This window comes from Actinocrinis sp., from assembly GCF_035946395.1.
Lineage (GTDB): Bacteria > Actinomycetota > Actinomycetes > Streptomycetales > Catenulisporaceae > Actinocrinis.
This window is the reverse complement of the sequence record NZ_DASYZI010000092.1, coordinates 21,405-46,624: the sequence shown is the minus strand read 5'-3', so window position 1 is coordinate 46,624 and position 25,220 is coordinate 21,405. Positions and strand designations below refer to the sequence as shown.

The window sequence follows — 25,220 nt, the reverse complement described above, 5'->3', positions numbered from 1 at the left end:
CCGGCATCAAGATCCCTGACAAGGTCATCAAGGCCCTACCGATCACCCGCCACGACTGGCACGGCGACTGGAACTACACCCTCAACCCAACCGACACACCCGAACCAGGAGTCATTGATTCACGCTGAGCCCTTAGGGCACGGGAACTGCGACAGGGTTACGACGCCGGGGCGCGCGGGCCGGGCATATTTTCGCAGTACTCGTATTCTGTTCGGAGCGGGGACGAAAGCGTTCCCGGCCTGCGCAGACGGTGTTTTCGCAAGGGTGAGCCGCCTTGACACGTTCTGTGGCGGTTGGCTACGTTGTTCCAGGCAACGCAGGATCCTGTCTTCGTTTGCGTTCGTGTTTCCGCGGTGCCGCCCATCGCGAGCCGCGCGCCGCCCCGGCGCCTTTCCCAGAACGGTGACCGTGAGCACCACCACGGAGGACAGCGGCACACAGCAGGGCGTTCGGATCGGCGACCGGCGAAAGTGGTGGGCACTGGCCGTCGTCGCGGTGGCCCAGCTGATGACCGTGCTCGACCTGGCGGTCGTCTATGTCGCGCTGCCGAGCATGCAGCGGTCGCTGGGGATCTCGCTGGCGGACCGGCAGTGGGTCGTCTCGGCGTACGCGATCTCCTTCGGCGGGCTGCTGCTGCTCGGCGGGCGCCTGGTCGATCGGCTCGGCCGCAAGCGGACCTTCGTGTGGGCGCTGCTCGCCTTCGGCGCGGCCTCCGCGCTCGGCGGCGCGGCGACCAGCGGGGGGATGCTGTTCGCCGCACGCGCGTTGCAGGGCTCGATGGCCGCCGTGGTGGCCCCGGCCGTGCTCTCCCTGGTCACGGTCACGTTCACCGAGCGCGCCGAGCGGGCCACCGCCTTCGCCGTGTTCGGCATGGTCTCCGGCAGCGGCGCCGCGATCGGGCTGATCGCCGGCGGCGTGCTGACCCAGTACGGGTCCTGGCGATGGTGCCTGTTCATCAACGTGCCGCTCGCCGTGATCGTGGCCGCGGCGGGCGCCGTGGCGCTGCGCGGCGACGAGCCCGCACCGCGCAGGGGCTACGACCTCGCCGGTTCCGTGACCGTGACGCTCGGCCTGGCCTGCCTGGCCGAGGGCTTCACCCGCGCCGAGCCCGACGGCTGGGGGTCGTCGGCCACCCTGGTGCCGCTGGCGCTGGGCGCCGCGCTGATCGCCGCGTTCGTCGCCATCGAACTGCGCAGCGACGCCCCGCTGCTGCCGCTGCGCATCGTGACCGAGTATCACCGCGCCCTGCTTTACCTGGCGGCCCTGCTGGCGAACGCGGCACAGCTGTCGCTGTTCCTGTTCCTGACCTACTACTTCCAGACCACCAGGCAGTACAGCGCGCTGCACACCGGCTTCGCGTTCCTGCCGTTCGCGCTGGCGGTGATCCTCACCGCGAACGTGAGCGCCAGCCGGGTCGTGCGGGCCGCGCCGATCACGCTCATGCTCACCGGGGCGGTGCTGAGCACCGGGGCGCTGCTGGCCTTCAGCACACTGTCGGCCGCCGACTCCTACCCCACGCGGGTCATGCTGCCGGAAGTCCTCATGGGCATGGGCGTCGCGCTCTCCCTCTTCCCGCTCAACAACGTGGTGCTGGCCGGGATCGACCCGGCTGACGCCGGTGTGGCCAGCGCGGCGATCGCCACCACCCAGCAGATGGGCGGATCGCTGGGCAACTCGCTGCTCAACTCCGTTTACGGCATCGCAGTCGCCGGATACGTCGCCGTCGGCTTGCAACGCGGTGATTCCACGGGCGCCGCGATGCGTGGATACGACGTCGTATTCCGCGCTGAGGCCGCGCTGTACGCGGTCTGTCTCGTCCTGTTCGCGCTGGTCGCCATGCACCTGCGCAAGAAGGCCGCCGCAGTGGGCTGATAGTCGATTCGGGGTCCGGCACAGGGCTTCGCCGGATATTCGGACGCAGCGACAGCCGCCAGCCTTGCGTTATGAGAATCGGCATCGCGATCAACGGAAGTCGTGGCGACATCCAGCCGTATACGGCGCTCGGGCACGCCCTCACCGCGGCCGGCCACGAGGTCGCGCTCACCGCGAACGTCGACGCGGCGCCGCTCGTCGCCGCGGCCGGACTGCGGTTCGTGCCGATGGACACGCTCGACACCCGCTGGTTCATGACCTCCGACGCGGGGCAGCACGCGCTGGCCTCCGGCACGCCGGAGGCGCTGCTGGACGGTGCCAACGCCTGGCTCACCGCCTCCCTGGACGGCATCGCGGCGGGTATCACCGCAGTGGCCGAGGGCGCCGACGCGGTGATCGCCGGCGCGCAGATCGACGACTACGCGGCCCCGATCTGCGAGGCGCTCGGCGTCCGGTTGATCGGCGGTTATCTGACGCCCTGGCTGCGCACCGCGGCCTTCGCCCAGGTCTTCAGCGCCGCGCGACAGCACGCCGCACAGCCGCGAACCGGCCCGGAGAACCTGCGCACCTATCAGGAGTTCGAGCGGGTCTACTGGCGCGGCAAGCACGACGCCGTCAACACACTGCGACGCTCGCTGGGCTTGCCGGCCGTGGACGCTTCGCTCATCCACACCGCCGCCGACGCGGATCTGACCGTCCTGCACGGCTACAGCCCGCTGCTCGTGCCGCGGCCCGGCGACTGGGGGCCGCGCAACGTGATGACCGGCTACTGGCGGCTGCGGGCCGACGTACGCGAGCGGCTCGGCGAGACGGCCGCCGTCGCGCGGCTGGAGGACTGGCTCGCGGACGGGCCGGCTCCGGTCTTCCTGGGCTTCGGCAGCATGCCGATCCTCGATCCCGCCCCGGTCCTGGAGATGGCGCTGGCCGCGGCGGCGAAGGCGGGGGTACGCATCCTGATCGGCGCGGGCTGGACGCAGCTGTCCGGGCTCGCCGACGCGCTGCCGCCGGACGCCGCGTTGGTCGGCGCGGTCGACCACGACCTGCTCTTCCCGCGCTGCCTGGCGGTCGTGCACCACGGTGGCGCGGGCACGACCGCCGCCGGGCTGATCGCCGGGCGGCCCACGTTCGTCTTCTCGATGTTCATGGACCAGCCGTTCTGGGGCACGCGCGTCGAGCGGTTGCGCGCGGGCGGCCGGCGCGCCTTCCGCGACCTCGACGTGCGGAGCCTGACCGAGGCGCTGACCCTGCTCGGCCGTCCCGAGGTGCGTCGGCGCGCGGCCGCAGTCGGCCGCCTCCTGCACGCGGAGGACGGTGTCGCGACTGCGGTCCGCGCCATTGAGACGGCGGTGGCTCAGCCGACCGGAACGTGAAGCTCTTCGAGCGCGGCGAGCGCCGCTTCGCAGCACGCCGCGTCCTGCTCCCCGGTGCCGCCGGCCACGCCGAGCGCGCCGGCCACCGCGCCGTCGCGCAGCACGGGCACGCCGCCGTGCAGGAAGCTGATCCGCGGCTCGGCCGCGACCAGGGCCTGCCGGATCGGCTCGGGGAAGACGCCGCTGGCCTCACGCGTCGGCATCCGGCAGTTCAGAGCGCCGAACGCCTTGCGGTCGGCCAGCGTGGCCGCGGCCGGGAAGATCCCGTCCATCCGTTGCGTGGCGACGGCCGCGCCCGCCGCGTCGAGCACGGTCGCGGCGACCACGGCGCCGTCCGCGCGGGCCTGCCGGACCACGGCGGCCAGCATCGTGAGGGCGTGGTCCAGCGAGAGTTCGGTCATGGTGATGGCTCCTCGGTTGAAGTGAGATCCCTGATGAAGGTGAGGATCGCGCCGGCGACCGTGTCCGGTTGCTCAAGGACCAGCATGTGGCCGGCCCCCTGGATCACGAGCAGCCGGGCGTGCGGAAGCAGCGACGCGTAACGGCGTACGGTCTCGGCGGGGACGATCCGATCGGCCCCGGCCTCGATCACCAGCGCCGGGCAGGTCACCCGGCGCAGCAGCCGCGGCTGCGGCGTGGTCAGGCCGATCGGCGCGATCAGCGTGAGCGAGCGCACCAGCGCGGGGAAGGTGGCCGCGAACTCGGCTGCGATCCAGCCCCCGAGCGAGTAGCCGACCAGGTCGAACCGGCCGCGCAGGCCCAGGGCCCGGCGCAGGTCGTCGTAGTGCACGACCAGGTCGCCCATGTCGCGCAGCCAGTCCTGCGCCGGGGTCTCGCCGCACCCGGGATGTTCGGGTGCGATGACTTCGGCGCCGGCGGCCAGCGCCTCGTGTACTTGCAGCCACTTACCGGTCATGCCCGCGCCGTGCAGGTACAGCAGTGGCGGCCCGGCGCCGCGGCGGCGCACCGCCACCGGGGCGCCCAGCACGTCGAGGAACTGCGCGTCGAGCACCGGAGGCAGCGTGAGACCGGGAGTCACGGCGTGCGTTCGGCTCGGCCGCGGCGCTCGACCCGCATCGGCAGGCCGGGCCTCGGGCGCACGATGATCCGGGCCTGCGGGCGCACCTGCTCGCGCCCGATGGCCGTGAAGCGCCAGGACTGGCTGATGGTGGCGAGCGCCAGCACCGCCTCGGTCTGGGCGAACACGTTGCCGATGCACTGGCGCGGGCCGCCGCCGAACGGGAAGTACGCGAACTTCGGGCGGTCGGCGCCGAGCGCGCTGCCGGCCAGCGGGTCACGCTCCCCCGCGTCCGGCTCGACCCAGCGCTGCGGGGCGAACCGTTCAGGCTGCGGCCACCAGCGTGGGTCGCGGTGCACGACCCACGGGCTCATCATCACCATCGCGTCCGCCGGAAGCCGGTATCCGGCCAACTCGCGCTCCCGCAGGGGCCGGCGGCCGACCGTCCAGACCGGCGGATAGATGCGCAGCGCCTCCTCGAAGACGGCAGTGGTCCAGCGCAGCCGCGGCAGGTCGTCGATCGTGGCGGGGCGTCCGGCGAGGACCTCGTCGACCTCCGCATACAGGCGGCGGGTCGCCTCGGGGCTCCCGGACAGCAGGTGGAACGCCCAGGCCAGCCCGTTGGCGGTGGTGTCGTGCCCGGCCATCAGCAGGGTCAGCGCCTCGTCGCGCACCTGCCGGTCGTCCATCGGCTCGCCGGTGTCCGCGTCGCGGGCCTGCAAGAGCAGGGACAGCAGGTCGCCGCCTTGTGCGCCGTCCGCCCGCCGCCGCGCGATCAGCTTGAACACCACCGAGTCCAGCGCCGCCCGGCCTCGCAGGAACCGGACATTGGCGGGCAGCGGGAGCCGGGCGAGCAGCCCGCCGGCGGGCATCAGCGCGTAACGCAGCGGGCCGTCGTTACGCGGCATCGCGGTGCGGATCGTCTCGGCCACGTCGCTTTCCAGCGCCACGTCGAAGACGGTGCGGGCCACGATCGCCATCGTCAGCAGCACCATCTCGCGCAACATGTCCACCTCACCGCCGTCCGGCCACCGCGCCGTGTGTTCCCGCGACAGCTCGACGAAGGCGTCGCCGTATGCCGCGATGCGCTGTTTGTGGAATAGCGGCTGGATCAGCCGCCGCTGCTTGCGGTGCAGGTCGCCGTCGCTGGTGAGCAGGCCCTGGCCGAGCAGCATCGTCAGCGGGGTCTGCCGCTTCCCGGTCGCGGTGCTGCGCAGGATGTCGTTGCCGTAGAAGCGGTTGGCGGTGACCAGCACCTCCTGGATCGCTTCCGGGTCGCTTACCAGGTAGATCGGCCGTTGCGGCAGCGGCAGCCTGACGAAGGCGCCGTAGCGTTCACGCATCGCGGCGAAGAACCGCGGCGGCTGCGTGGCCAGCGTGCGCACGGCGGAGAACGGAATGCGCTGCGGGCCGGGCATCAGCTCCGGCGCGCGCAGGGCGGTGTCGGCCATGGCGGCTACTCCTGACGGTCGGAAACGGATCGGCGGGCGCCGCCCGTGCTGCGAGCTATATACGTTCCGTGATACCCCCTGGCCCGTCCGAGCGGCGCGAGCAGCCGGAAGACCAGATCCTGCAACCAGAGCGGTGGTCCGGCGAGGTAGAGCTCGCCGCGGAAGTACATGCCGCTGGCCGCGGCCTGCAACAGCTTGGGGATGCCGCGTTCACTGGTCAGGCCGTCGGAGGCGAGCCCCCACATCGTCTGTAGCAGTTCGTCGGAACGCATCGCGGGTCGCAGTGTGCTGTACAGGTGCGCCGTGGCGGGGGTGTGGTTCACGATCCGGTGCGCGGTGCCCGGGGCGACCACGTAGGTCTGGCCGGGAACGGCGAGGATGTCCTCGCCGCCGATGCGGATGCGCACCGAGCCTTCCAGGACCTCGAAGGTCTCCTCCTGCCGGGGGTGGACGTGCGCGGCGGCGACGTACCCGCCGGAGGAGAGGTAGTAGTCGGCTTCCAGCAGTTCGCCGCCGGTCTCGTGCCGGGTGGAGCGGAAGACGGCCCGCTCTCCGGTCATGGTGTTCTCGATCACGTCTCCCGCGCGGGGCACGGTTCCTCCTGGTCGGCGCCTTGGATGAGGGCTCTTCAAACAGGGATGAGGCGGGCCGCGAGGTCCGGGCGGTCGGCCGGGCCGCGCAGCGCGATGTAGCGGTCGGGGCGCACCACGATCAGCGCCGCGCCACGCAGGCCGAGCGCCTCGGCCAGCCGCCCGCTCGGGTCGTCGACCACCCGGATCCCCGCCGGCAGCCGCGCCGCCTCGGCTTTGTCGAAGTGCTGACGGCCTGGCAGCAGGATCGTGTAGTCCAGCGGCGCGAGCAGGTCCCAGAGCGCGTCGTCGCCGACGCGGACGTCCGGCAGCCGGCTCCCGGCGCTCAGCGACGCTTCCGTCAACAGCCGTACGCGTGGCGCCGCCATGACCGTCGAGCGCGGCTGGCGGGCGGAGAGCCCCGCGAGCGCGGGCACGACCCGGCGTTCGATCAGATCCCTTCGCTGGGCGAACCGCCACAGCGCGTCACGGGCGGCGACGGCGGCGGGTAGGCGCAGCGTGCCCGCGCGGGTGGCCCGGTCGGTGGCCCGGACCGTGGCGCGGGCGGCGGGCCGCCGCTCGGTGTCGTAGCTGGTGAGCAGTTCGTCTCCGGCCCGGCCGAGGGCGACGCGCGCGAGCTTCCAGCCCAGGTTCGCCGCGTCCTGCAACCCGGCGTTGATGCCCTGCGCGCCGGCCGGGCTGTGCACGTGCGCCGCGTCGCCGGCGATCAGCACTCTGTTGTCGCGGAAGTGGGCGGCCAGCCCCTGCCGGACGCGGAAACCGGTCACCCACTGCGCCTCGGTGACGCGCAGTGGGACCGCAGCGCGCCGCGCCGCCTGCGCCGCGAGCCGTTCCAGCGGCCACTCGTCCGGGTCGGGCCGCACGCGCCCGACGTTCATGGTGATCCGCCAGAGCATGCCGTCCGGGCCGCGGTCGAGCAGCGGCACCACGTGCAGCACCCGGCCGCCGGCCAGGAAGTAGTTGACGCCGTCCGGGTCGAGCGCGGTGTCGAGCCGCACGTCGGCAGCGATCCAACCCGCCGGTTCGAGCCGCTGGTGCATCCGGATGCCAGCGCTCTCGCGCACCGCGCTCGCCGCGCCGTCGCAGCCGACCACCCACGCGGCGGTCGCCTCTTCGGCGCCCGACGGATGCGCGAGGCGCACACTGACCGCGCGGCCCTCCTGCCGAACAGCGACGCAGCGCATCCCGCGCTCGACCTTTCCGCCCAAGTCGGCCAGCCGCCGCTCCAGCAGCGCCTCCGTCTCGTACTGCGGCAGCACCAGCCCGAACGGGAAACGCGTGCGCAGCGTGTCGAGCCGGAAGCCGAGCGCGGGCCGGCCGCGGGACCAGACCGTGGAGCCGTGCAGCCGCACGCCGCGCCGCACGGCGGCCTCGGCGACGCCGAGACCATCCAGGATCTCCAGCACGCGCGGCCAGATCGCGATCGCTTTGCTGCGTGTGCCGCGCTCCCCCGCCGCCTCCACCACCCGGCACGGCACGCCGCGCCGGTACAGGTCGCAGGCCAGCGCCAGGCCCGTGGGCCCGGCCCCGACGACGATGATCGGGTCGGGTGTTGACTTCGACATCGGACCTCCCGGGCCGTGTGTCAGGGCCGCAGGTCAGGCCAGCCGGTAGAGCCGGTATTCCAGGCCCAGGCCAGCGGTGAAGCGGCCCTCGCCGACGAAGAGCGCCTGGTTGACCCACGCGTACTCCTCGGCACCGCACTCCAGGCGCGGCACGATCCGGAAGTAGTGGTCCTCGAACGCCGTCGCCTCGCCCTGCGCGATGGCCGCCGCGGCGGCGTCGTTCATCTCGATCAGGCCGTGGTACTGGGCGTAGATGATCGCGCCGTCGTCGGTCTCGAACTGGGCGCGCACGTCCATCCGGGCCCAGCCGTCCTGTCCCATCAGCGCCCAGTCGGCGCCGGCGGGCAGCACCTTGCCGTTGATCCGGGGTCCGGACAGCGCCCCGTCGGCGACGGAGAAGACCATGCGCACGCCGAACGGCCCGGCGCCGACCAGCAGCGGCGGATTGAGGGTCGCGGTGCAGGTCGCTTCGAACTGGAGGTCCATCGCGGTGTGGCCTACCCTTCGGGGTCGTGGCGGCGCAGTACGAGCGCGGTGTTGTGCCCGCCGAACGCGAACGAGTTGCTGACGGCCGCCTCGACGCGCTGCGCGCGGCCGCGGCCCGGGACGTAGTCGAGGTCGTGCCCGACGTCGGGCACGCCGTGGTTGATCGTCGGCGGGATCCAGCAGCGGTCCAGTGCCAGCGCGGTGATCGCTGCTTCGAGCGCGCCGGCCGCGCCGAGCAGGTGCCCGGTCATCGACTTGGTGGCGCTGACGGCCAGCGACTTGGCGTGCGCGCCGAAGGTGCGCAGGATCGCGAGCGCTTCGGCGGCGTCGGCCATCCGGGTCGAGGTGGCGTGCGCGTTGATGTACCCGATTCGCTCGGGCGCCAGGCCCGCGTCGGCGAGGGCGAGTTCGATCGCGGCGCCGGCGCCGGCGCCCGTCGGATCTGGAGCGGTCATGTGGTGCGCGTCGTTGGTCTGCCCGAAGCCGCACAGCTCGGCGTAGACGTGCGCGCCGCGCCCGACTGCGGCGTCGAGCGGTTCGAGGACCATGACAGCCGCGCCCTCGGCGAGTACGAAACCGTCGCGTTGGGCGTCGAACGGCCGTGAGGCCTTCTGCGGCTCGTCGTTGCGCGTCGACAGGGCCCGCATGTTGGCGAACCCGGCGACGATCGGCGAGACGAGGCACGCCTCCGCGCCGCCCGCCACCGCCGCCTCGGCGTAGCCGTCGCGCACCAGGCGCATGGCGTGGCCGAGGGCGTCGGCCGAGGCGGCGCAGGCGGTGACCGTCGCCGTGCTCGGGCCGCGCAGCGCGAAGCGCAGCGCCACGTGCGCGGCGGGCATGTTCGCGATCGAGTTCGGCACGAAGAACGGGGAGACCAGCTGGGGCCGGTCGATGTCGGTCAGCACGCCGCGGTGGATGCTGGCCGCACCGCCGATCGCGCTGCCGATCGCGGTGGCGGTGCGTTCCGGCGCGGCCAGGCCCCCGGCGTCGTCGACCGCGAGCTGCGCCGCCGCGAGCGCGAAGTGCAGCACCCTGTCGAGCCGGACCGCGTCCTTGCGCGAAACCCAGTCGCGCGGTTCGAAGTCGGGCACCTCCCCGGCGATGCGCACCGGGAGCCGGTCGGCGTCGAATCCGGAGATGCGCCGTACCCCGGAGCGGCCGGCGGCGAGGCTCGACCACAGCGCCTCGATGCCGGTGCCGAGCGGGCTCACCACGCCGATGCCGGTCACCGCGACCCGGCGCCGCGGTGGTGCGGCGGACGCGGCACGTCCGCGTGACGGGGCCGTTCGCGCCGCGCGTCCGCGCGGTGGGGTCGGCCCGCTCAATGTTCGGCGTCCGCGGCGAACCCGAAGAGCTTCTCCATGCGCATGGCCAGCCGCACGTCGCCCTTGACGTGCAGGCGACCGTGCAGCAGCAGGTCGACTCCGCGCCGTGCCGCGCTGGCCATCTCCACGAAGCCGACGCTGTCGACGGTGAGCGTGACCTTGGGCTCGGCCGCCGGGTCGGCCTCGGCCACGGCACAGTCCCGCGGGCCGATGAGCAGATCGCAGTCCACGAAGTCGTGCGGCGAGCGCCGCACCCGCCAGCGCACCAGGGTCTGGTCGAGAGACGGGTCGGGGACGTAGTACTGCGGCATGCGCCGGAAGGCGTCGCGCAGCACGTCCTCGCCGTCCGGGGTCTGCAACCAGGCGGCGAGGTCCTTGCGCGACAGCCCCTTGATGGCGGCCCGCACCTCGCCTCGGTGCCCGGAGCGCAGGCCCGCGACGCGTTCGGGGGACAGCAGCTTCGTATCAGTCATCGAGCTCTCCCGGTACGCTCAAGTTCGCGGTCGGCGGACGACGGCGCGGACGTGTTCACGGACGCGGTGGCCGTCGCGAGCGCCGCCGCCAGTTCTCCCGCAGGGTCGGTTCCGGGCAGCCGCGCTGCGACGTGCCCGTCCGGTCGCACCAGAACGGCCTCGCCGGCCGCCAGGCGGTAGTGCTCGGCGAAGGCCCCGGTGGCGTCCGTCCACGCCTGCGCCGGGCCCGCGCCGTCGCCCGGTGCCACGACCACCAGCCGCAGTGGCGCCGGCAGGGGTGCTGTCGGTCGTGATGGTGTCGGTCGCTTGGCGGCGCGCGCCGCCTCGGTCCAGCCGTCCGAGTCGGCTGTGAACAGCGCGAAGCCGGTCCCCGTGCAGTCCGCCACGGCGAGGCGGCCGTTCTCGCCGTCCAGCCAGGCGTGTGGCGCCAGCGCTCCTGGGACGGCGGCGGGGTGGTAGTCGACGATGTCCTGCACGACGGTGCCCACCGGACGCTCAGGGCCCGGATACCGGAAGCCGAGGGCCTGGCCGGCGAAGTCGAAGTGCGGCCGGTGCGACTCGATCAGCGGGGCCAGTTCACGTCGTGCCGCCCCCTCGTCGCTGGCGAGCGCGGCGGCGTACGGCACCGCGTCACGCTCCAGGAAGTCGCGCATCCGCAGGGCGTTGTGTTCGCTCTGTCTGGCGTTGAACGCGGCGACCGGACGGCGTTCGGCCTCATAGGTGTCCAACAGCGCGTCGCCGGCCCGGCCGCGCAGTACTGCGGCCAGCTTCCAGGCCAGGTTGTGCGCGTCCTGGATGCCGGTGTTCATGCCGAAGCCGCCGGTCGGTGGGAAGGTGTGCGCGGCGTCCCCGGCGGTGAAGACACGTCCTGTCGCGTCGCGCCAGCGGCGGGCGGTGGTCGTCGCCATCGTCCACGTGCGCACGGAGCGCACCGTCGGCCCGATGTCGGCGCCGACCGCGGCGGCGATCAGGGCCAGGTGGTCGGTGTCCGGGTCGAACAGCGATGCCTGGGTGTCGCCGTCGAGTGCGGGGATCTCCAGCAGCCACTCGTCCGTACGCGGTCCGACGCTGATGACGACGCCGCTGACCTCGCGGTTGGCCACCCAGTACAGGGCGCTGCGCCGGTCCTTGACCCAGGGTCCCAGCTCGCCGGTGAAGTGGATGTCCAGCAGTCGGCCGAGCACCCGCTCGGTCGCGGTCTCGATGCCGACCTGTTCGCGCAGCGGGCCGTGCAGGCCTTCGGCGAGCACCGCGTACCGCGCCACGACGGTTCCGGTCGTGCCCGATGAATCAACGCACGGCACGCGTACTCCGTGCTCGGGGCCGGCGGTCAGGGCCGTCGCGGTCCAGCCGGAGGCGAGCCGTGTGCCGGGCTGCTCGCGCAGCGCGGCGGCGAGGATCGATTCGAGCAGATGCTGGCCGCAAATGGCGGGCAGCACCGGGCTCTGCCCGGTCATCCGCATCAGGGCGCTGTCGGAGGGCAGCAGGTCGATCGCGCCCAGGTCGGCCCCTGCCATCCGGGTGACGAAGGAGATGCGCGCCAGCGAGTCGATCTCGGCGCCGGCCCGGCGCACCTCGCCATCCACGCGCAGCCAGCGCAGGATCTCCATCGTGCGGGTGTTGACCATCGTGGCCCGGGGATGAGCCGATGGCGTGGTACGCGTCTCCAACACGATCGAGCGCACGCCGTGTGCGGCCAGGCACAGAGACATGGCCAGCCCGACCGGGCCGCCGCCGACGATGGCGACCTCGGTTTCCGTCGGCGCCGTCTCGTTCACCGCGACCCCGCCGCGGCCGGGGCCCGGACCGGCGCCAGCCGTGCACGCACCGCCGCGTCGAGCCGCGAACGGCCGAGCAGCGAGACGAGCACGAGCAGCGGCAGTCCCAGCACGATGGCGCCGAGCAGGCCGGCGACGAACGCGACGGTCAGCGTGACGCGCCACGTACGCCGGGTGCTCGCGCGGATGATCCGCCCCCAGAGGGCGAATGCGCGCCCCGCGATGAGGTCGCCCGCCGCGATCGGCACGTCGACCGGCGCGGCGTCCCGCGCGGCCAGCACCTGCCGGACCCGCTCGTCGAGCGACGCGCCCGCGACGGTGTCCGTGCCGGTGCCCAGGCCGGTCGTATCCGTGCCGGCCGCGTCCGCGGTGAACCGGGCGGCCAGGGCCTCGCCGAGTTCGCCGAGCCGGGTGATCTCGCTCGCGCTGATCCCGGCCGGCGGCAGCCGCCAGATCGGCGCGCGCCGGCCGCGCAGCAGCCACGCCAGCGTCGTCACGAAGGTCACCGCCGCCGGAGCGGCGTCGATCGCCGCGACCGTGCCGAGGTAGCGGCCCTCGGCCCGCTCGACCCGGTGCCGTACGTCCAGCGCGGCCGAGTACCACATGTTGCGGCAGGCCACGACGCCGATCACGCTCTGCCCGCCGAACGATCGCAACGCCAGCAGCGAGCGCACGGGGATCGACGGGGCCAGATACCAGACCTGGAAGCCCAGCACCACCAGGTCGGCGCGCGGCGCGCGAGGCGGATCGACGTCGATGTCGACGACCGCCTCGGGATCCACGGCGTCCGGGAAGACTCCGAAAAAGCGCCGCAGCGGCCACGGGAACGGATAGGGCGCCTTCGGCCGGACCGCGATCCACTCGACCCGGCTGCCGGCCTTCTCCAACGGCGCCACCAGTGCGGTCAACGCCTCGTAGAGCTGCCCCGTCTGCGAGTACGCGTAGACCGCGAGGCTGGGCATGGCACACGGCCGCGGTACGACGGGCGTGCTGCGATCGGGTTCCATCCGGCTCAGCCCTGCCCGCGGCCGTCGGCTGTCACGGCGGTCAGGTGCATGAAGGAGACGGAGAACCGGCCGGACTCCGGCACCATGCACAGCATCGTGTCGCCCGGATCGACCAGCCCTCGGGCCAGGATCTCCTCCAGGATCACGTAGATGCTCGCGCAGCCGATGTTGCCGACCCGCGGCAGGTTGCTGTACCAGGCCTCGTCGGCGGGGCTGTGCGTGCCGCGCCTGCGCATCTCCCGCAGCACCATCTGCTTCATCCGCTCGCTGGAGTAGTGCGCGGGCAGCCAGCGCAGCCGGTCCGGGTCGAAGCGCCCGGCGGCCAGCAGCCGCTCGTACTCGTCGATGCCGACCTTGACCAGGTGCGGCAGCAGCGCGAGGTTCTGGCGCAGCGACAGCGCGCCGTCGGCCAGCGCCTCGGCCGGGGTCGCGTAGTCCCACCAGGACTTCGTCGCGGTGCTGCCGGGCAGGCCGAAGTACATGCAGGTGTCGGCGGTGTTCGCGTACGAGGTCAGCGATATCCAGTCGATGCGCAGGCTCACCCCGTCGGCGGCGGGCCGGTCGCGCACGATCGCCGCGCCCGCGCCGTCCGAGAGCATGTAGCGCAGGAAGGCCATCTCCATGGCCAGCGAGCCGTCGTCGTCGACCGGCCGCACCCCGGCCATCCGGCTGCTCTTGAACGAGCGGCTCGGGCTCTCGCAGGCCACTGCGACGGCGGTGTGCTGCTCGCCGACCGCGACGTGCAGGTACGCGCTCTTGAGCGCCATCATGCCGCTGTTGCAGACCCCGTGCGTGCTGATGATCTCGCACGGCGGGCTGCCCAGTTCGCCGTGCACCATGCTGGCCATCCCCGGAGCGATCAGATCGGGGATGGTGCTGCCCGCGGCGATCAGTTCGAGGTCGTCCAACCCGATCTCGCAGCGGGAGACCGCGTCGCGCACCGCCAGCGCGGCCATCCGCGTGTTGCTGTAGACCGTCTGCTGTTTCTTGTCGATGGCGTAGTGGCGGGTCACGATCCCCGCGTTGGCCAGCGTCTGGTCGCGCAGGCTGGTGGTCGCCCGGCCCGCCGTCCCGATGTAGTCCTCGATCTGGTCGTTGGGTATCGGCTCGCCGGGCAGGAATTTGCCCATGGCGGTGATGTACGCCGTCATCAGCTCTCGACTCCTTATGCCATCTGGTTGAGTACGAACGCGAGGATGTCGCCCACCGTGTGGATCTCGGCGATCGCCTCGTTGTCGAGCCGCACGGTGTACTTGTGCTGAAGCGCCTGCGCCATCCCGATCAGATCGAGCGAGTCGAGGCCGAGATGGTCGAACAGTTCGGTCTCCTCGGTCACCTGCGACTCCTCGACGCCGCACCGGGTGGTGAGCATCGACTTCACGTCGCCGTACAGGTCGTCTCGCAGGGCCAAGGTCCGCCTCCAGGTCCGTAGTGCCCGCGTGGTGCCGTTGCGGTCAAGACTGCCGATAACGGGTGATCCCTCACTATCCGGAGAACCCCGGCCTAAGACCCCGAATCGGCTCTTATCAGGGTTGCGCGACACCGGTCAGCTGGCCCGCCGGTCGCGCAGCGCCAGCGAGCGTTCGTGCTCGACCATCCGGGCCAGCAGGGTGCGCGAGGAGATGCCGAGCTTGGCGAAGATGCGGGTCAGGTGGGTCTCCACGGTCTTGCCGCTCAGCAGCAGCTGCGCCGCGATCTGCCGGTTGGTGCGCCCGGCCGCGACCAGTTCGGCCACCTGCCGTTCGCGCTCGGACAGCGGCAGTTCCTCGTCCTCGGACGGCGGCACGGCGACCGGCGGGGGCCGTCGGCCGAGCCGGCGCAGCTGCCGGGCGGCCTCCCGCTCGTGGCGTACGGCCGCGCAGAGCCGGAACTCCTCCAGCGCGCCGCGCAGCACACGGGCCGCCCGGTCGCGCTGGCCGGCGAGCGTGAGTGCGTACGCCTCGGCCATCTGGATGCGCCCCGTCTCGATCCTGCGGCCCAGGGGGGCGGCGGCCTGCGCCGCCCTGGCAGCGCTCTGCGCCGCGTCGGCGTACTGTCGGCGCGCGGTCAGCACGGCCGCGCGCGTCCAGCCCGCGTACGCGACGGCCATGGCCAGGCCGGTGGCCTGCGCGATCGCCTCCGCGGTCGCGGCCGCCTCTGCCGCCGCCTCCGGCTGCCCGTCGTCGAGGGCCGCCTGCGCCAGGCGGTGCTGCCACGCGCACTGCTGCGCGGGTCCGGTCCACGCGGTGTGCTGGGAGAGCCGCCGCACGGCCTCCAGGTCCACCGAACCCTCGCCGAGATCGAGCTGGATCGCGGCGCGGGCCTGCTCCATCACCGCCTGCAACGGGCTACCGTCACGTGCCGCCCGCACCGCGTCGCGCGCGGCGCGCACCGCCTCGGCCGCGTCGCCCGCCGCGGACAGGACGGCGGCGCGGATCGCCAGTCCGTGCGCGAGCACCGGTGGCGCGCCGCCGTCCCGGCCGAGTTCGATCGCCAGGTCGCTCGCCGCGGCGGCCCCGGCCAGCCGGCCGAGCGCCAGTTCGGCGCGGGCGACCAGCAGATGCGCCGGGCCGCTCCACCAGGCGCGGGCCTGGCGGGCGTCCGCCATCGGCAGCCGGCCCAGCAGTGCCAGGGCGGCGGGATAGTCCTCCAGCAGGATCTCCAGCCAGCCGAGCGCGAGCAGCGCGTGCGGGTGCTCGTCCCGCCCGCCGGGCAGGCCCGCGACGAGCGAGCGTGCCGTCTGCCGCGCGGCGCGGGCGGCGTCGATCCGGTGCCTGGCCAGTTCGCCGATCCCGAGCAGGCTTGCGGCCGCGGCCTGGCCGCCCGGATCGCGCGCGGCCTTGGTGTGCCGCAGCGCTTCCGCGGCGTGCTGACGCACCTGGTGCCAGTCGAGGCTCAGCGCGGCGGCGGACGCCGCGAGCACGAGCAGGAACCCGCTCTGCGCGCCGGCGGCGCCGCCCGCCCTGGCCAGCGCCATGCGCACCCGGGACGAGGAGAGCGCGGCGTCCCCGGTCAGCTGGTCGATCGTGGCGAGCGCGCCGATGGTGGCCAGCCAGCCGTCGGCCGGCTTGTCGGCGCCGGACCGCAGCGCCGCCTCGTACGCGCAGCGCGCTTCCGGCAGGCGGCCGGCGCCGGCCGCCGCGTCGGCGTGCGCGAGCAGGGTTTCGCGGTGCGCGGCCTGGTCGCCCCGAGACAGTTCGCTCGCTGCCCGCAGCAGTGCCACCGCCGTGTCGGGGTCTTGCACGAGGCTCTCCCGTCCGGCGCGCACGAGCACGTCGACGGCTGCGGGGTCGGGCGGGACCGCGAACCTGGCCAAGTGTTCGGCACGCTGGCGCACCGGGGCGTCGGCCAGTTCGAGCGCGGCGCGCCGATGCGCGGCGAGCCGCCAGCCCGGCGGGGTCAACTGGTAGACCGCCTGGCGGACGATCGGCCTGCGGAAGACGAACTGCCGCGGCATACCGGTCTCCCGCAACAGCCCGGCCGCCGTCAGCTCGCCCGTCGCCGCCGCGGCGGCCGCCGCCTCCGGCGCGCCGCTGACCGCGCACGCCAGGTCGAGATCGAACGCCTCGCCGAGCACCGCTGCCGCGGCCAGCACGTCGCGCGTGCCCGAGGAGAGCACGGCCAGTTCGCGGTGCACCGCCTCGGTGATGGACGGCGGCACGAAACAGTGTTCGTCCTCACCCCCCGCCTGTTGGACCGCAGCGCGGGCCAGTTCCCGCAGATAGAAGGGATTGCCTCCGCTCTGGCGCATCAGCCGCGCGCGGCGCAGCGGCCCCTCGACCGTGTCGAGCAGCGCCGCGGCGTCCTGCTCGCCGATCGGGCCGAGCCGCACCATCGCCCCGGGAAGCTCGCAGCGCAGCGAGAGCCCGGCCAGCGCCTCGCTGCCGAGGCCGCCGCGCCAGGCGCCCACGATCGTCAGCCTGCCGCGCGGCGGGCGTTCGAGCAGGTGCGCTATCAGCGCCAACGACTGCGGATCGGCCCACTGTAGGTCGTCGAGCAGGAGCACGAGCCCGGCGGGCTCGGCGAGCCGCTCCAGCAGCGCGCGCACCGCCCGATGGGCGCGATACGTGCTGTCCTGTAGGCCGACGCACTCCTGGTATCCGTATCCGGCCAGCGCGGGGAAGACGCGGGCCAGGTCCCCGACGCGTTCGCCGCCGAGTGCGTGCAGCCGCTCGGGTTCGAGCGTCGCGAGGTAGTCGTCGAGCGCGTGCACGAGCAGCCCGAACGGCACGTGGCTCTCGAACTCGCTGCCGCAGGCGCGCACCACCATCGTGCCGGAAGCCCGCGCCAGCGCGGCGACCTGCCGCAACAGCCAGGTCTTGCCGATCCCCGGCTCACCCGTGACGAACGCCCAGGCCGCGCCCCGCCCCTCGCGCTCCAGCAGCCGTCCGACCTGATCGAGCTCCTCCTGCCGTCCCACCCCGTTACCAGACCTCTGACTTTCCATCGTCCCGCTCTCCACGGCTCGTCCGGGCGGACCGTCCGGTGGCGCTCGTCCCCGTCGTCCGGCGCGCCGCGGCCCGGTGGGACCGGGGCCTCGGCGGCCGCGCTTCAATCAGAGCTCTTACCTCACGTGCACCGGTTTCCACCCGCCGCGCGTGCGCGCGCGGTCGGTCGGGCTCGAAGAGGGGTCACCGCGCCGTGACGACCATCCGGGCCTCGTCGGGACACATCAGCGCCTGAGGCAGTTCGCGCGGCGGACGGTCCGAGACGGGCGTCAACCGCCAGCGGGACGCGATGGCGGCCACGGTCGCGGTCATCTGCGCCCAGGCGTACCCGTCACCGATGCACTGCCGCTTGCCGCTGAGGAAGGGGATGTACGCGCCCTCCATCGGCTGCGGCGCACCGGGTGCCCAGCGCTCCGGGTCGAAGCGCAGCGGATCCGGGAAGGAGCGCGGATCGCGGTGCAGCGCGTACAGGCTGAACAGGGTCTCGGTGCCGCGCGGGAAGAGGTGTCCGCCGAGTTCCACCTCCGTGTTCGCCCGCCGCATGAACATCCAGCCCGGGTGATACAGCCGCAGGCACTCGGTCAGCAGCTGCCGAGTGTAGGTCAGCCTGCCCAGGTCCTCGATCCTCGGCGAGCGCCCGGCGAGCACGCCGTCCACCTCGTCGTACAGCCGCGCGGCTATCTCGGGATTGCGGCTGAGCTGGTAGAAGAGCCAGACCATCATGAAGCCGGCGGTCTCGGTGCCGGCGAACAGGATCAGGAAGATCTCGGCGGCGACCTGCTCCTCGCTCATCCCCTCGCCTGTCTCGGCGTCGCGGGCGGCCAGCAGCATCGAGAGCAGGCTGCCGTCCTGCTTCCCGCTGTCGCGCTGCTCGGCGACGGCTCCGATCACCGCGGCGCGCATCCGCCCGGTTGCCCGCTCGTACCGGCGGTTGCCCGGCGTCGGCAGCTTCTCCAGAGCATCGGTGGGCGCCATCGACCGCCATGCCAGACCTTTGAGGACGGTCGTCCAGGAGCGGCGGACCTCGGCCTGTACCCGGTCGCTGACATCCGCGGCGAACAGAGTCTTGGCGACCATCGAGAGCATCAGCGTGAGCGCCTCCTGTTTGAGCGGCACCTCCTGGCCCGGACGCCAGGAGGCGGCCATCGCGTCCGCCGACGCGGCCATCGTCTCGACGTACTCGGCGATCCGCTCGCGGTGGAAGGCGGGCTGGATCAGCCGCCGCTGCCGCTGGTGAAACTCCCCATTCGACACCGGCAGGCCGTTGCCGAAGGTTTCGCGGATCTTGTCGAAGTACTTGCCCTGGTCGTACTTGCGGCCGTCGGTGACCAGCATCCGGTGCAGCAGGTCGGGGGTGTTCACGCAGAGCACCGGCTTTGGCCCCAGGTAGATCCAGGCCAGGTCGCCGACCGTGCGCAGCGACTGCATGAAGGGCAACGGCCGGCGCAGCAGCTGCGGCACATGGCCGAGCACCGGCATCCGTCCTGGAGCGGTGGGTACGGCGGCGTCGTGCGGATTAAAGGTCACTGTGACTCCTTAATTGCGCGCCGCCCGGGATTCAGCGCAGCTGCGGCCCATGAATGTGAGAGGACAACAGGATTCTGCTTGAGCCTTCGGCGCCGCCATATCCGGGAAATCCCGATCCACTACCCCTAAGCTACGTTCACATCACCTCACAAACGTTCCGGCGAGCGGTACCGGAGCCCACATCAACGCTGCTACCTGGAATGATGACCTGCCAGAATCATAACATTGCCATAATCGGCATGGCGCGAGATCACCGTCATCCATGCGGCTTCCACAAGAAATCCGCGACTTTCCCGGCGGCTATTGACGATCCGGCGCGCCGCCGCTTTCCTTTGCGAGTATGGCGAACGAAAGGATACGCGTCGGGCGAATGGCAGATTCGGCCGGGGGCGCCGAATCCGTCGGACTGCCGCCGCAGGGTGGCCGGTCAGGCCCGGGGCACGGCCGATGACGACCGAAGCCGACGTCGACGTCGACGTCGACGTGCTCATCGTCGGCGCGGGACTGTCCGGCATCGGCGCGGCGTGCCGCATCCAAACGCGCACCCGGCACACGTACGCCGTGCTGGAAGCGCGCGATGCGATCGGTGGCACCTGGGATCTGTTCCGCTATCCGGGCATGCGCTCGGACTCCGACATGTTCACCCTCGGCTACCCGTTCCGCCCGTGGAAGGACCGCGACGCGATCGCCGACGGCGCCTCGATCCTGCGCTACATCCGGCAGACCGCGGCGGAGTACGGCGTGGACCGGCGGATCCGGTTCGGGCACCGGGTGATCGCGGCGTCCTGGTCGTCGCAGCGGGCCCGGTGGACGGTGATCGCGGCGGCCGGCCCGCAGCGGCGGCGCGTGACGTTCGAGTGCAGATTCCTCTACCTGTGCACCGGCTACTTCGACCACAGCCGGGGGCACGAGATCGACATTCCCGGCAGCGAGCAGTTCGCCGGCACGATCGTGCATCCCCAGCACTGGCCCGACGGGCTCGACCACAGCGGACGCGAGGTCGTGGTGATCGGCAGCGGCGCGACCGCCGTCACACTGGTCCCCGCGCTCGCGCGCGACGCCGCGCACGTGACGATGGTGCAGCGTTCACCCAGCTACATCGTCTCGCGCCCGGCCCGCGACCGGCTCGCGGACTGGCTGCGCGCCGCATTGCCCGGCGCGGTCGCGTACCGCCTGGTGCGCGGCAAGAACATCGCGCTCACAACGCTCGGCTACGCGTTGATGCGTCGCTGGCCGCGCAAAGCCGCGAGTCTGATCCGGCGGCAGAACGCGAAACTGCTGCCGGCCTCCGTGCCGGTCGATCCGCATTTCGCCCCCACGTACGACCCCTGGGACCAGCGGCTGTGCCTGGTGCCGGACGGCGACCTGTTCGCGGCGCTGCGCAGCGGTCGCGCCGACATCGTCACCGACCGGATCGCCGAGTTCACGCCGAAGGGCGTACTGCTGGCGTCCGGCACCCACCTGGACGCCGACCTCGTGGTCACCGCGACCGGGCTCGCCATGGTCGGCTTCGGGCAGATCCGCCTCGACGTGGACGGCGAGCCGGTCGATCCTGCCCGTCTGCTGATCTACCGCGGGATGATGTTCAGCAACGTGCCGAACCTCGTGTGGTGCGTCGGGTACGTCAACAACTCGTGGACTCTGCGCGCCGACCTGACCGCCCGTCAGACATGCCGCCTGCTCAACCACATGGAACGCCACGGTCACACCGCCTGCACGCCCCGCGCCGACGCGGCGGCCACTGCCGCACCGCTACGGCCGCTGCTCGATCTGCGCAGCGGATACGTCGTGCGAGCGGCGCAGCGGCTCCCGAAGCAGGGCGTCGGCGGGCCGTGGCGGTTCCGGCAGAACTATCTGCTCGACGCCGTCGCGCTGCGCTTCGGCCGCATCGCCCACCCCGCGCTGGAATTCACCGATCACGGGCGCTGACTGGCGCCCGCAGTCCTGAACGCGGAACGTGAGGAGAAGGGATGACCCAACTGTCCGCGCGGCCGGGCACGATACCGGCGACGATCGCGGGAATCGGCGTTTACCGGCCGCGACGCGTAGTGACGAACGAGGAGGTCTGCCGGCACATCGACTCCTCGCCGCGGTGGATCGAGCGGCGCTCCGGCATCAGGACCCGTCGTTTCGCCCAGCCGGACGAGACCCTGCCCGAGATGGGCGCGATGGCCGGGGCCAAGGCGCTGGCCGACGCGGGCGCCGATCCGGCCGACGTGGACTTCCTGGTGGTGGCGACCATGTCGCAGACCGGGCCCGCGTCTGGCCGACGCGGCGCGCTGCCCGAGGCGATCGCCGCCAGATTGGGCCTGCGGGCCGCGACCGTCGGCGTGGGCGCCGCGTGCTCCGGCTTCACGGTGGCGCTGAACCTGGCGGCCGGATCGGTCCGGTCGGGAGCCTCGCGCTGCGCCCTGGTGATCGGGACGGAGCGGATGTCGGACATCGTGAGCCCCACCGACCGCGGCACCGCGTTCCTCTTCTCGGACGGCGCCGGCGCCGTCCTGCTCGTCCCGTCTGAAACGGCGGGAATCGGCCCCGCCGTGTGGGGATCCGACACCCGGCTGGCCGAGGCGATCACCGTCGGCCCTACCCGTGAGCCGGATCGCGCAGGCCCCGAGCCGACGCTGCGCATGGCCGGCAACTCCGTCTTCCGCTGGGCGGTGACCGCACTACCCGGCGTGGTACGCGACATCCTGGACCGCTCCGGCCTGACCGTCACAGACATCAATGCATTCATACCGCATCAGGCGAACATGCGGATCACCGACGCGGTGGCCCAAGCCGTGGGCTTCCCCGAGTCCGTCGTCATCGCCCGCGACATCGCCGACCAGGGCAACACCTCCGCCGCCTCGATCCCGCTGGCCACCGAGCGCCTGCGCACCAGCGGCCGGGTGCAGCGAGGCGATCTGGCGCTGCTGCTCGGTTTCGGAGCGGGCCTCAGCTACGCCGGCATGGTGGTGACGGTGCCCTGACTTGTACTCGAACACCCGACGCGCGCGGCTGGGCGGTTCGGTGGACGCCACGCGGATCCGTTCGCCGCCAACCTCTCGCGCGATCTTGATCGGGCGTAGCTCCATTCGAGGAGCATTTGAACACCGCGGGCCGTAAGCGCGCGCCGCTGGCCACGACATATTGCCTCATGTGCTAAATCGCTCGACGACACCGTCGGCGGCGACGATCCTTCAGGGTGTGCGTCAGGACGAGATCTGGGATGCGGACACCGCTTCGCGCTATGACACTCCGGGCGAAGGCGTATTCGCGCCCGGGGTTCTCGAACCGGCGGTGGAGCGTCTCGCCGGGCTCGCGGAGGGTGGGCGGGCGCTGGAGTTCGCCATCGGCACCGGACGAGTGGCCGTGCCGCTGGTCCGGCGGGGAGTGCCCGTTGTCGGCATCGAACTGTCGCAGCCGATGATCGACCGGTTGCGGACGAAGGCGGACGAGGCGACGATCCCGGTCGTTCTCGGCGACATGGCGAGTGCGACGGCACCGGAGCCGGGCGGCTACCGGCTGGTTTACCTGGTCTACAACACGATCTCCAACCTGCTCACCCAGGCCGCGCAGATCGCTTGTTTCCGTAACGCCGCCCGGCACCTGGCGCCGGGCGGGCGGTTCGTGATCGAACTGTGGGTGCCCGAACTGCCGGGGCCTGCTCCGAGTGCTCAAGCCGTGGTTTTTCACGTGGAGCCCGGCTATCTCGGCGTGGACACGTACGACGTGGTGCGCCAGCACGTCATCTCGCATCATGTCGAGTTCGACCAGGGCAAGCAGGCGCGGTTGACGCGCAGCCCGCACCGTTACATCTGGCCGGCCGAACTGGATCTCATGGCGCAGATCGCCGGTTTCGAGCTGGAGTCCAGGCACGCGGACTGGCGCGGAGCCGAGTTCACCGCAGCGTCGCGCTCTCATGTCTCGGTCTACCGCGTGCCGGGCAGCCAGTAGTAGACGTCAGGACATCTCGGGCGCACGGTCCTCGTCGCCTTGCGCCCGGTGGCTGAGGGATGATCGTGGCGTGGCGGACGTGACATCCGGAGTGTTTGGCGGCGCGGAAGACGCAGGCGACGGCGGTCTGCCGGTGCCTCTGCTGGAGCGCAGCGTGCGTTTGGAGCACGACGCGGTGCTGATCCTGGACCGGCGGGTGTTTCCGCATCGGGTCGAGTGGGTCGTCGCGCGGTCAGGTGCTGAGGTGGCTGCTGCGATGCGGCAGATGGTGACGCAGAGCACCGGACCGATCTTCGCTGCGCTGGCCGCACTGGTGCTGACGGCGCGCCAGCAGGCGGGAAGGCCGCCGCGTGAGGCGCGTGAGGCTGAGGCGGTGCTGCGGGAGACGGGTCGGTTGTTGATCGGGGCGCGACCGACCAACAACAGTGTCGGGGACGCGGTGCGCGGGGTGATGGCGGCGCTGGATACGGCGGACGACGCCGGGATCGTCGCGCTGGTGGAGCGGGAGGCCGCTGCACAGGAGCGCTGGTTCCGGCGGCGTTGCACGGTGCTCGCGCAGCATGCTGCGGGCCTGCTGGCCGACGGCGCGCTGCTGCTCACGCACTGCTGGATGGACACGTACCTGATCGAGTTGGTGCGGGCGGCGGCGCGTGAGGGCAGGCGGTTCCGGTACGTGGCCACGGAGACGCGGCCCTACCTACAGGGCGCGCGGCTGACCGCGCACACCTTGGCCGAGATGGGCCAGGACGTGACCCTGATCACCGACGGGATGGCGGCGGCCGTGCTCAGCCCGTTCTCCGCGCTCGGCCGCGTCGACGCGCTGGTGACCGCGGCGGACCGGGTGAGCCTGGACGGGCACGTGTTCAACAAGGTCGGCACGCTGGGTGCGGCGCTGGCGGCGCAGGCCTTCGGCGTGCCGTTCTACGTGCTGATCCAGGCCCCGGATCCCCGTTCCCCCACGGCGGCGGACGTTGTCGTCGAGCAGCGCGACGGTGCGGAGGTGCTCGCCGTGCAGGGTGCGCGCACTGCTTCGCCACTGGTGGCGCGCGGCTACTATCCGGCGTTCGACGTCACTCCCCCGCAGTACGTCACGCGTATCGTCACGGATCGGGGGCCGTTCGAGGCGGGCAAGGTGTCAGCGTACTTCGACGATGCGGATGATGCGGACGGCCGACCGCCCCGGCCCGCGTCCACTGGAGCCACGGGATCTGTGAAGACACCGCCTAGTGGTCCCGGCGGGTGACCAGTTCGGCGAGGGTGAGCAGGTCTTCGGCGGCTTCGAGGTCCGGCGCGGCGAGGGTGAGGTGGTCGATCGCCGCGGACATGTGGTCGGCGGCCTGCACGTGCGCCCACACTCGGCCGCCTGCGCGATCCACGGCGTCGGCGGCGGCTTGCACCTGCGGTGCGTCCATCGCGCCGGGGTCGCGGTAGAGCGCGGCCAGTTCGTCCGCGGCGGGGGTCGCGGAGGCCAGTGCGGCGACGACCGGTAGGGACTTCTTTCGCGCTGCCAGGTCCGCTCCGGCGGGCTTGCCGGTCACGGCCGGGTCGCCCCAGATCCCTATCAGATCGTCGACGAGTTGGAACGCCAGGCCGACCTCGCGGCCGAAGGCGTTCATCGCCGTGACGGCCTCGGCGTCGGCGCCCGCGTACAGGGCGCCCAGCGCGCAGGCCGCGCCGAGCAGGGCGCCGGTCTTGGCCTGTGCCATCTGCATGCATTCGGTGAGGCTGACCTGCTCGCGGGTCTCGAACGCGCAGCCGGCGTGCTGCCCCTCGCACAGTTCGGCGACGCAGCCGGCCAGTCGTGCCGTGGCGCTGGCGGAGGCCGGGTGCGGGTCCTCGGCGAGCAGCCGCAGGGCGAGCGCGTGCAACGCGTCTCCGGCGAGGATCGCGTCGGGGACGCCGAACAGGGTCCAGGCGGTGGGCCGGTGGCGGCGGGTGGCGTCGCGGTCCATGACGTCGTCGTGCAGCAGGGTGAAGTTGTGCACCAGCTCGACGGCTGCGGCGGGCTGGATCGCGGTCTCGGGGGTGGCGCCGAAGGCGCGGGCGGCCGCCAGCACGAGGGCGGGTCGCAGGGCTTTGCCGCCGCTGCTCGCCGCGTTGTCGGCGGCGGTGCCGTCGGGATGCTGCCAGCCGAGGTGATAGGCGGCGACGCGGCGCATCGCCGGAGGCAGGGTCGCGACCGCGCTGTGCAGTGCGGGGTCCACCAAGAGGCGGGAGCGGCGCAGCAGGGTCGCGGCGGCGCGGTCGTCCTCGTCGTGGCTGAGGCGGTGCGGCGCGGAGGCGTGCATGAGTCACCCGGTTTTCGTGAGGCGGGCTGGTAGCGCCCGGCGCCACGCGGGCGTGCGCGACCCGGGAAGGGCGGCGGGTGGGGGGGTCGCGGCGCTCTTGGTTT

The 25,220-nt window shown here is 72.5% G+C and carries 20 protein-coding genes and 1 pseudogene; 6 read left to right on the top strand and 15 right to left on the bottom strand.

Going from position 1 to position 25,220, the window contains the following annotated elements; all coding sequences use genetic code 11:
• Positions 1–408: 408 nt before the first annotated feature.
• Positions 409–1,872 carry an MFS transporter gene (locus tag VGS97_RS06130; protein WP_326852244.1) on the top strand — a complete coding sequence of 488 codons (1,464 nt, stop codon included), beginning with the start codon at positions 409–411 and terminating at the stop codon, positions 1,870–1,872.
• Positions 1,873–1,943: 71 nt separating this feature from the next.
• The gene (locus tag VGS97_RS06125; RefSeq protein WP_326852243.1) at positions 1,944–3,242 is read left to right on the top strand and encodes a glycosyltransferase; all 1,299 of its coding nucleotides are present in this window, start codon (positions 1,944–1,946) and stop codon (positions 3,240–3,242) included.
• Here the strand turns inward: VGS97_RS06125 and VGS97_RS06120 are convergent.
• The 14 genes and pseudogenes from VGS97_RS06120 to VGS97_RS06055 form a co-directional block, all read right to left on the bottom strand.
• The gene (locus VGS97_RS06120; RefSeq protein WP_326852242.1) at positions 3,224–3,643 is read right to left on the bottom strand and encodes a heme-binding protein; all 420 of its coding nucleotides are present in this window, start codon (positions 3,641–3,643) and stop codon (positions 3,224–3,226) included. The two genes, VGS97_RS06125 and VGS97_RS06120, sit on opposite strands and share 19 nt — an antisense overlap.
• Positions 3,640–4,254 (bottom strand): alpha/beta fold hydrolase, encoded by a 615-nt coding sequence (locus VGS97_RS06115; protein ID WP_326852240.1) that lies wholly within the window; start codon positions 4,252–4,254, stop codon positions 3,640–3,642. Before VGS97_RS06115 ends, VGS97_RS06120 begins: the two co-directional genes overlap by 4 nt.
• 23 nt (positions 4,255–4,277) lie before the next feature.
• Positions 4,278–5,711, bottom strand: a complete 1,434-nt coding sequence (locus VGS97_RS06110; RefSeq protein ID WP_326852239.1) for a cytochrome P450 — start codon at positions 5,709–5,711, stop codon at positions 4,278–4,280.
• A gap of 5 nt (positions 5,712–5,716) precedes the next feature.
• A complete protein-coding gene (locus tag VGS97_RS06105) occupies positions 5,717–6,304 on the bottom strand; it encodes a cupin domain-containing protein (RefSeq protein WP_326852237.1) in 588 nt (195 codons plus the stop codon).
• A gap of 35 nt (positions 6,305–6,339) precedes the next feature.
• On the bottom strand, positions 6,340–7,866 hold the full coding sequence (locus VGS97_RS06100) for an FAD-dependent monooxygenase (protein WP_326852236.1): 1,527 nt from the start codon (positions 7,864–7,866) through the stop codon (positions 6,340–6,342).
• A gap of 33 nt (positions 7,867–7,899) precedes the next feature.
• Positions 7,900–8,352, bottom strand: coding sequence for a DUF3237 domain-containing protein (locus tag VGS97_RS06095; protein ID WP_326852235.1), 453 nt, complete (start codon positions 8,350–8,352; stop codon positions 7,900–7,902).
• Between the two features lie 11 nt (positions 8,353–8,363).
• Positions 8,364–9,593 (bottom strand): annotated as a pseudogene (fabF, locus tag VGS97_RS06090) (beta-ketoacyl-ACP synthase II); the annotation flags it as partial.
• Between the two features lie 80 nt (positions 9,594–9,673).
• Entirely contained in the window at positions 9,674–10,150 is a 477-nt protein-coding gene (locus VGS97_RS06085; RefSeq protein WP_326852233.1) for an SCP2 sterol-binding domain-containing protein, read from the bottom strand.
• A complete protein-coding gene (locus VGS97_RS06080) occupies positions 10,147–11,928 on the bottom strand; it encodes an FAD-dependent monooxygenase (RefSeq protein WP_326852232.1) in 1,782 nt (593 codons plus the stop codon). Before VGS97_RS06080 ends, VGS97_RS06085 begins: the two co-directional genes overlap by 4 nt.
• Entirely contained in the window at positions 11,925–12,890 is a 966-nt protein-coding gene (locus tag VGS97_RS06075) for a hypothetical protein (protein ID WP_326852231.1), read from the bottom strand. Before VGS97_RS06075 ends, VGS97_RS06080 begins: the two co-directional genes overlap by 4 nt.
• A gap of 50 nt (positions 12,891–12,940) precedes the next feature.
• On the bottom strand, positions 12,941–14,086 hold the full coding sequence (locus tag VGS97_RS06070) for a hypothetical protein (protein ID WP_326852230.1): 1,146 nt from the start codon (positions 14,084–14,086) through the stop codon (positions 12,941–12,943).
• Between the two features lie 14 nt (positions 14,087–14,100).
• Positions 14,101–14,346, bottom strand: a complete 246-nt coding sequence (locus VGS97_RS06065; protein ID WP_326852229.1) for an acyl carrier protein — start codon at positions 14,344–14,346, stop codon at positions 14,101–14,103.
• A gap of 135 nt (positions 14,347–14,481) precedes the next feature.
• Positions 14,482–17,334 (bottom strand): helix-turn-helix transcriptional regulator, encoded by a 2,853-nt coding sequence (locus tag VGS97_RS06060; protein WP_326852228.1) that lies wholly within the window; start codon positions 17,332–17,334, stop codon positions 14,482–14,484.
• A gap of 211 nt (positions 17,335–17,545) precedes the next feature.
• A complete protein-coding gene (locus tag VGS97_RS06055) occupies positions 17,546–18,889 on the bottom strand; it encodes a cytochrome P450 (RefSeq protein ID WP_326852227.1) in 1,344 nt (447 codons plus the stop codon).
• Between the two features lie 447 nt (positions 18,890–19,336).
• Here VGS97_RS06055 and VGS97_RS06050 point away from each other — a divergent pair, with 447 nt between their 5' ends.
• The 4 genes from VGS97_RS06050 (at position 19,337) to VGS97_RS06035 (ending at position 24,071) form a co-directional block, all read left to right on the top strand.
• On the top strand, positions 19,337–20,818 hold the full coding sequence (locus VGS97_RS06050) for an NAD(P)/FAD-dependent oxidoreductase (RefSeq protein ID WP_326852226.1): 1,482 nt from the start codon (positions 19,337–19,339) through the stop codon (positions 20,816–20,818).
• A 41-nt stretch (positions 20,819–20,859) separates the two neighbouring features.
• Entirely contained in the window at positions 20,860–21,861 is a 1,002-nt protein-coding gene (locus VGS97_RS06045; protein ID WP_326852225.1) for a beta-ketoacyl-ACP synthase 3, read from the top strand.
• Between the two features lie 217 nt (positions 21,862–22,078).
• The gene (locus tag VGS97_RS06040; RefSeq protein WP_326852224.1) at positions 22,079–22,828 is read left to right on the top strand and encodes a class I SAM-dependent methyltransferase; all 750 of its coding nucleotides are present in this window, start codon (positions 22,079–22,081) and stop codon (positions 22,826–22,828) included.
• A 70-nt stretch (positions 22,829–22,898) separates the two neighbouring features.
• Positions 22,899–24,071 (top strand): hypothetical protein, encoded by a 1,173-nt coding sequence (locus VGS97_RS06035; protein ID WP_326852223.1) that lies wholly within the window; start codon positions 22,899–22,901, stop codon positions 24,069–24,071.
• Here VGS97_RS06035 and VGS97_RS06030 read toward each other — a convergent pair.
• Positions 24,052–25,116, bottom strand: a complete 1,065-nt coding sequence (locus VGS97_RS06030) for a family 2 encapsulin nanocompartment cargo protein polyprenyl transferase (RefSeq protein ID WP_326852222.1) — start codon at positions 25,114–25,116, stop codon at positions 24,052–24,054. The genes VGS97_RS06035 and VGS97_RS06030 overlap by 20 nt on opposite strands.
• Positions 25,117–25,220 lie beyond the last annotated feature (104 nt).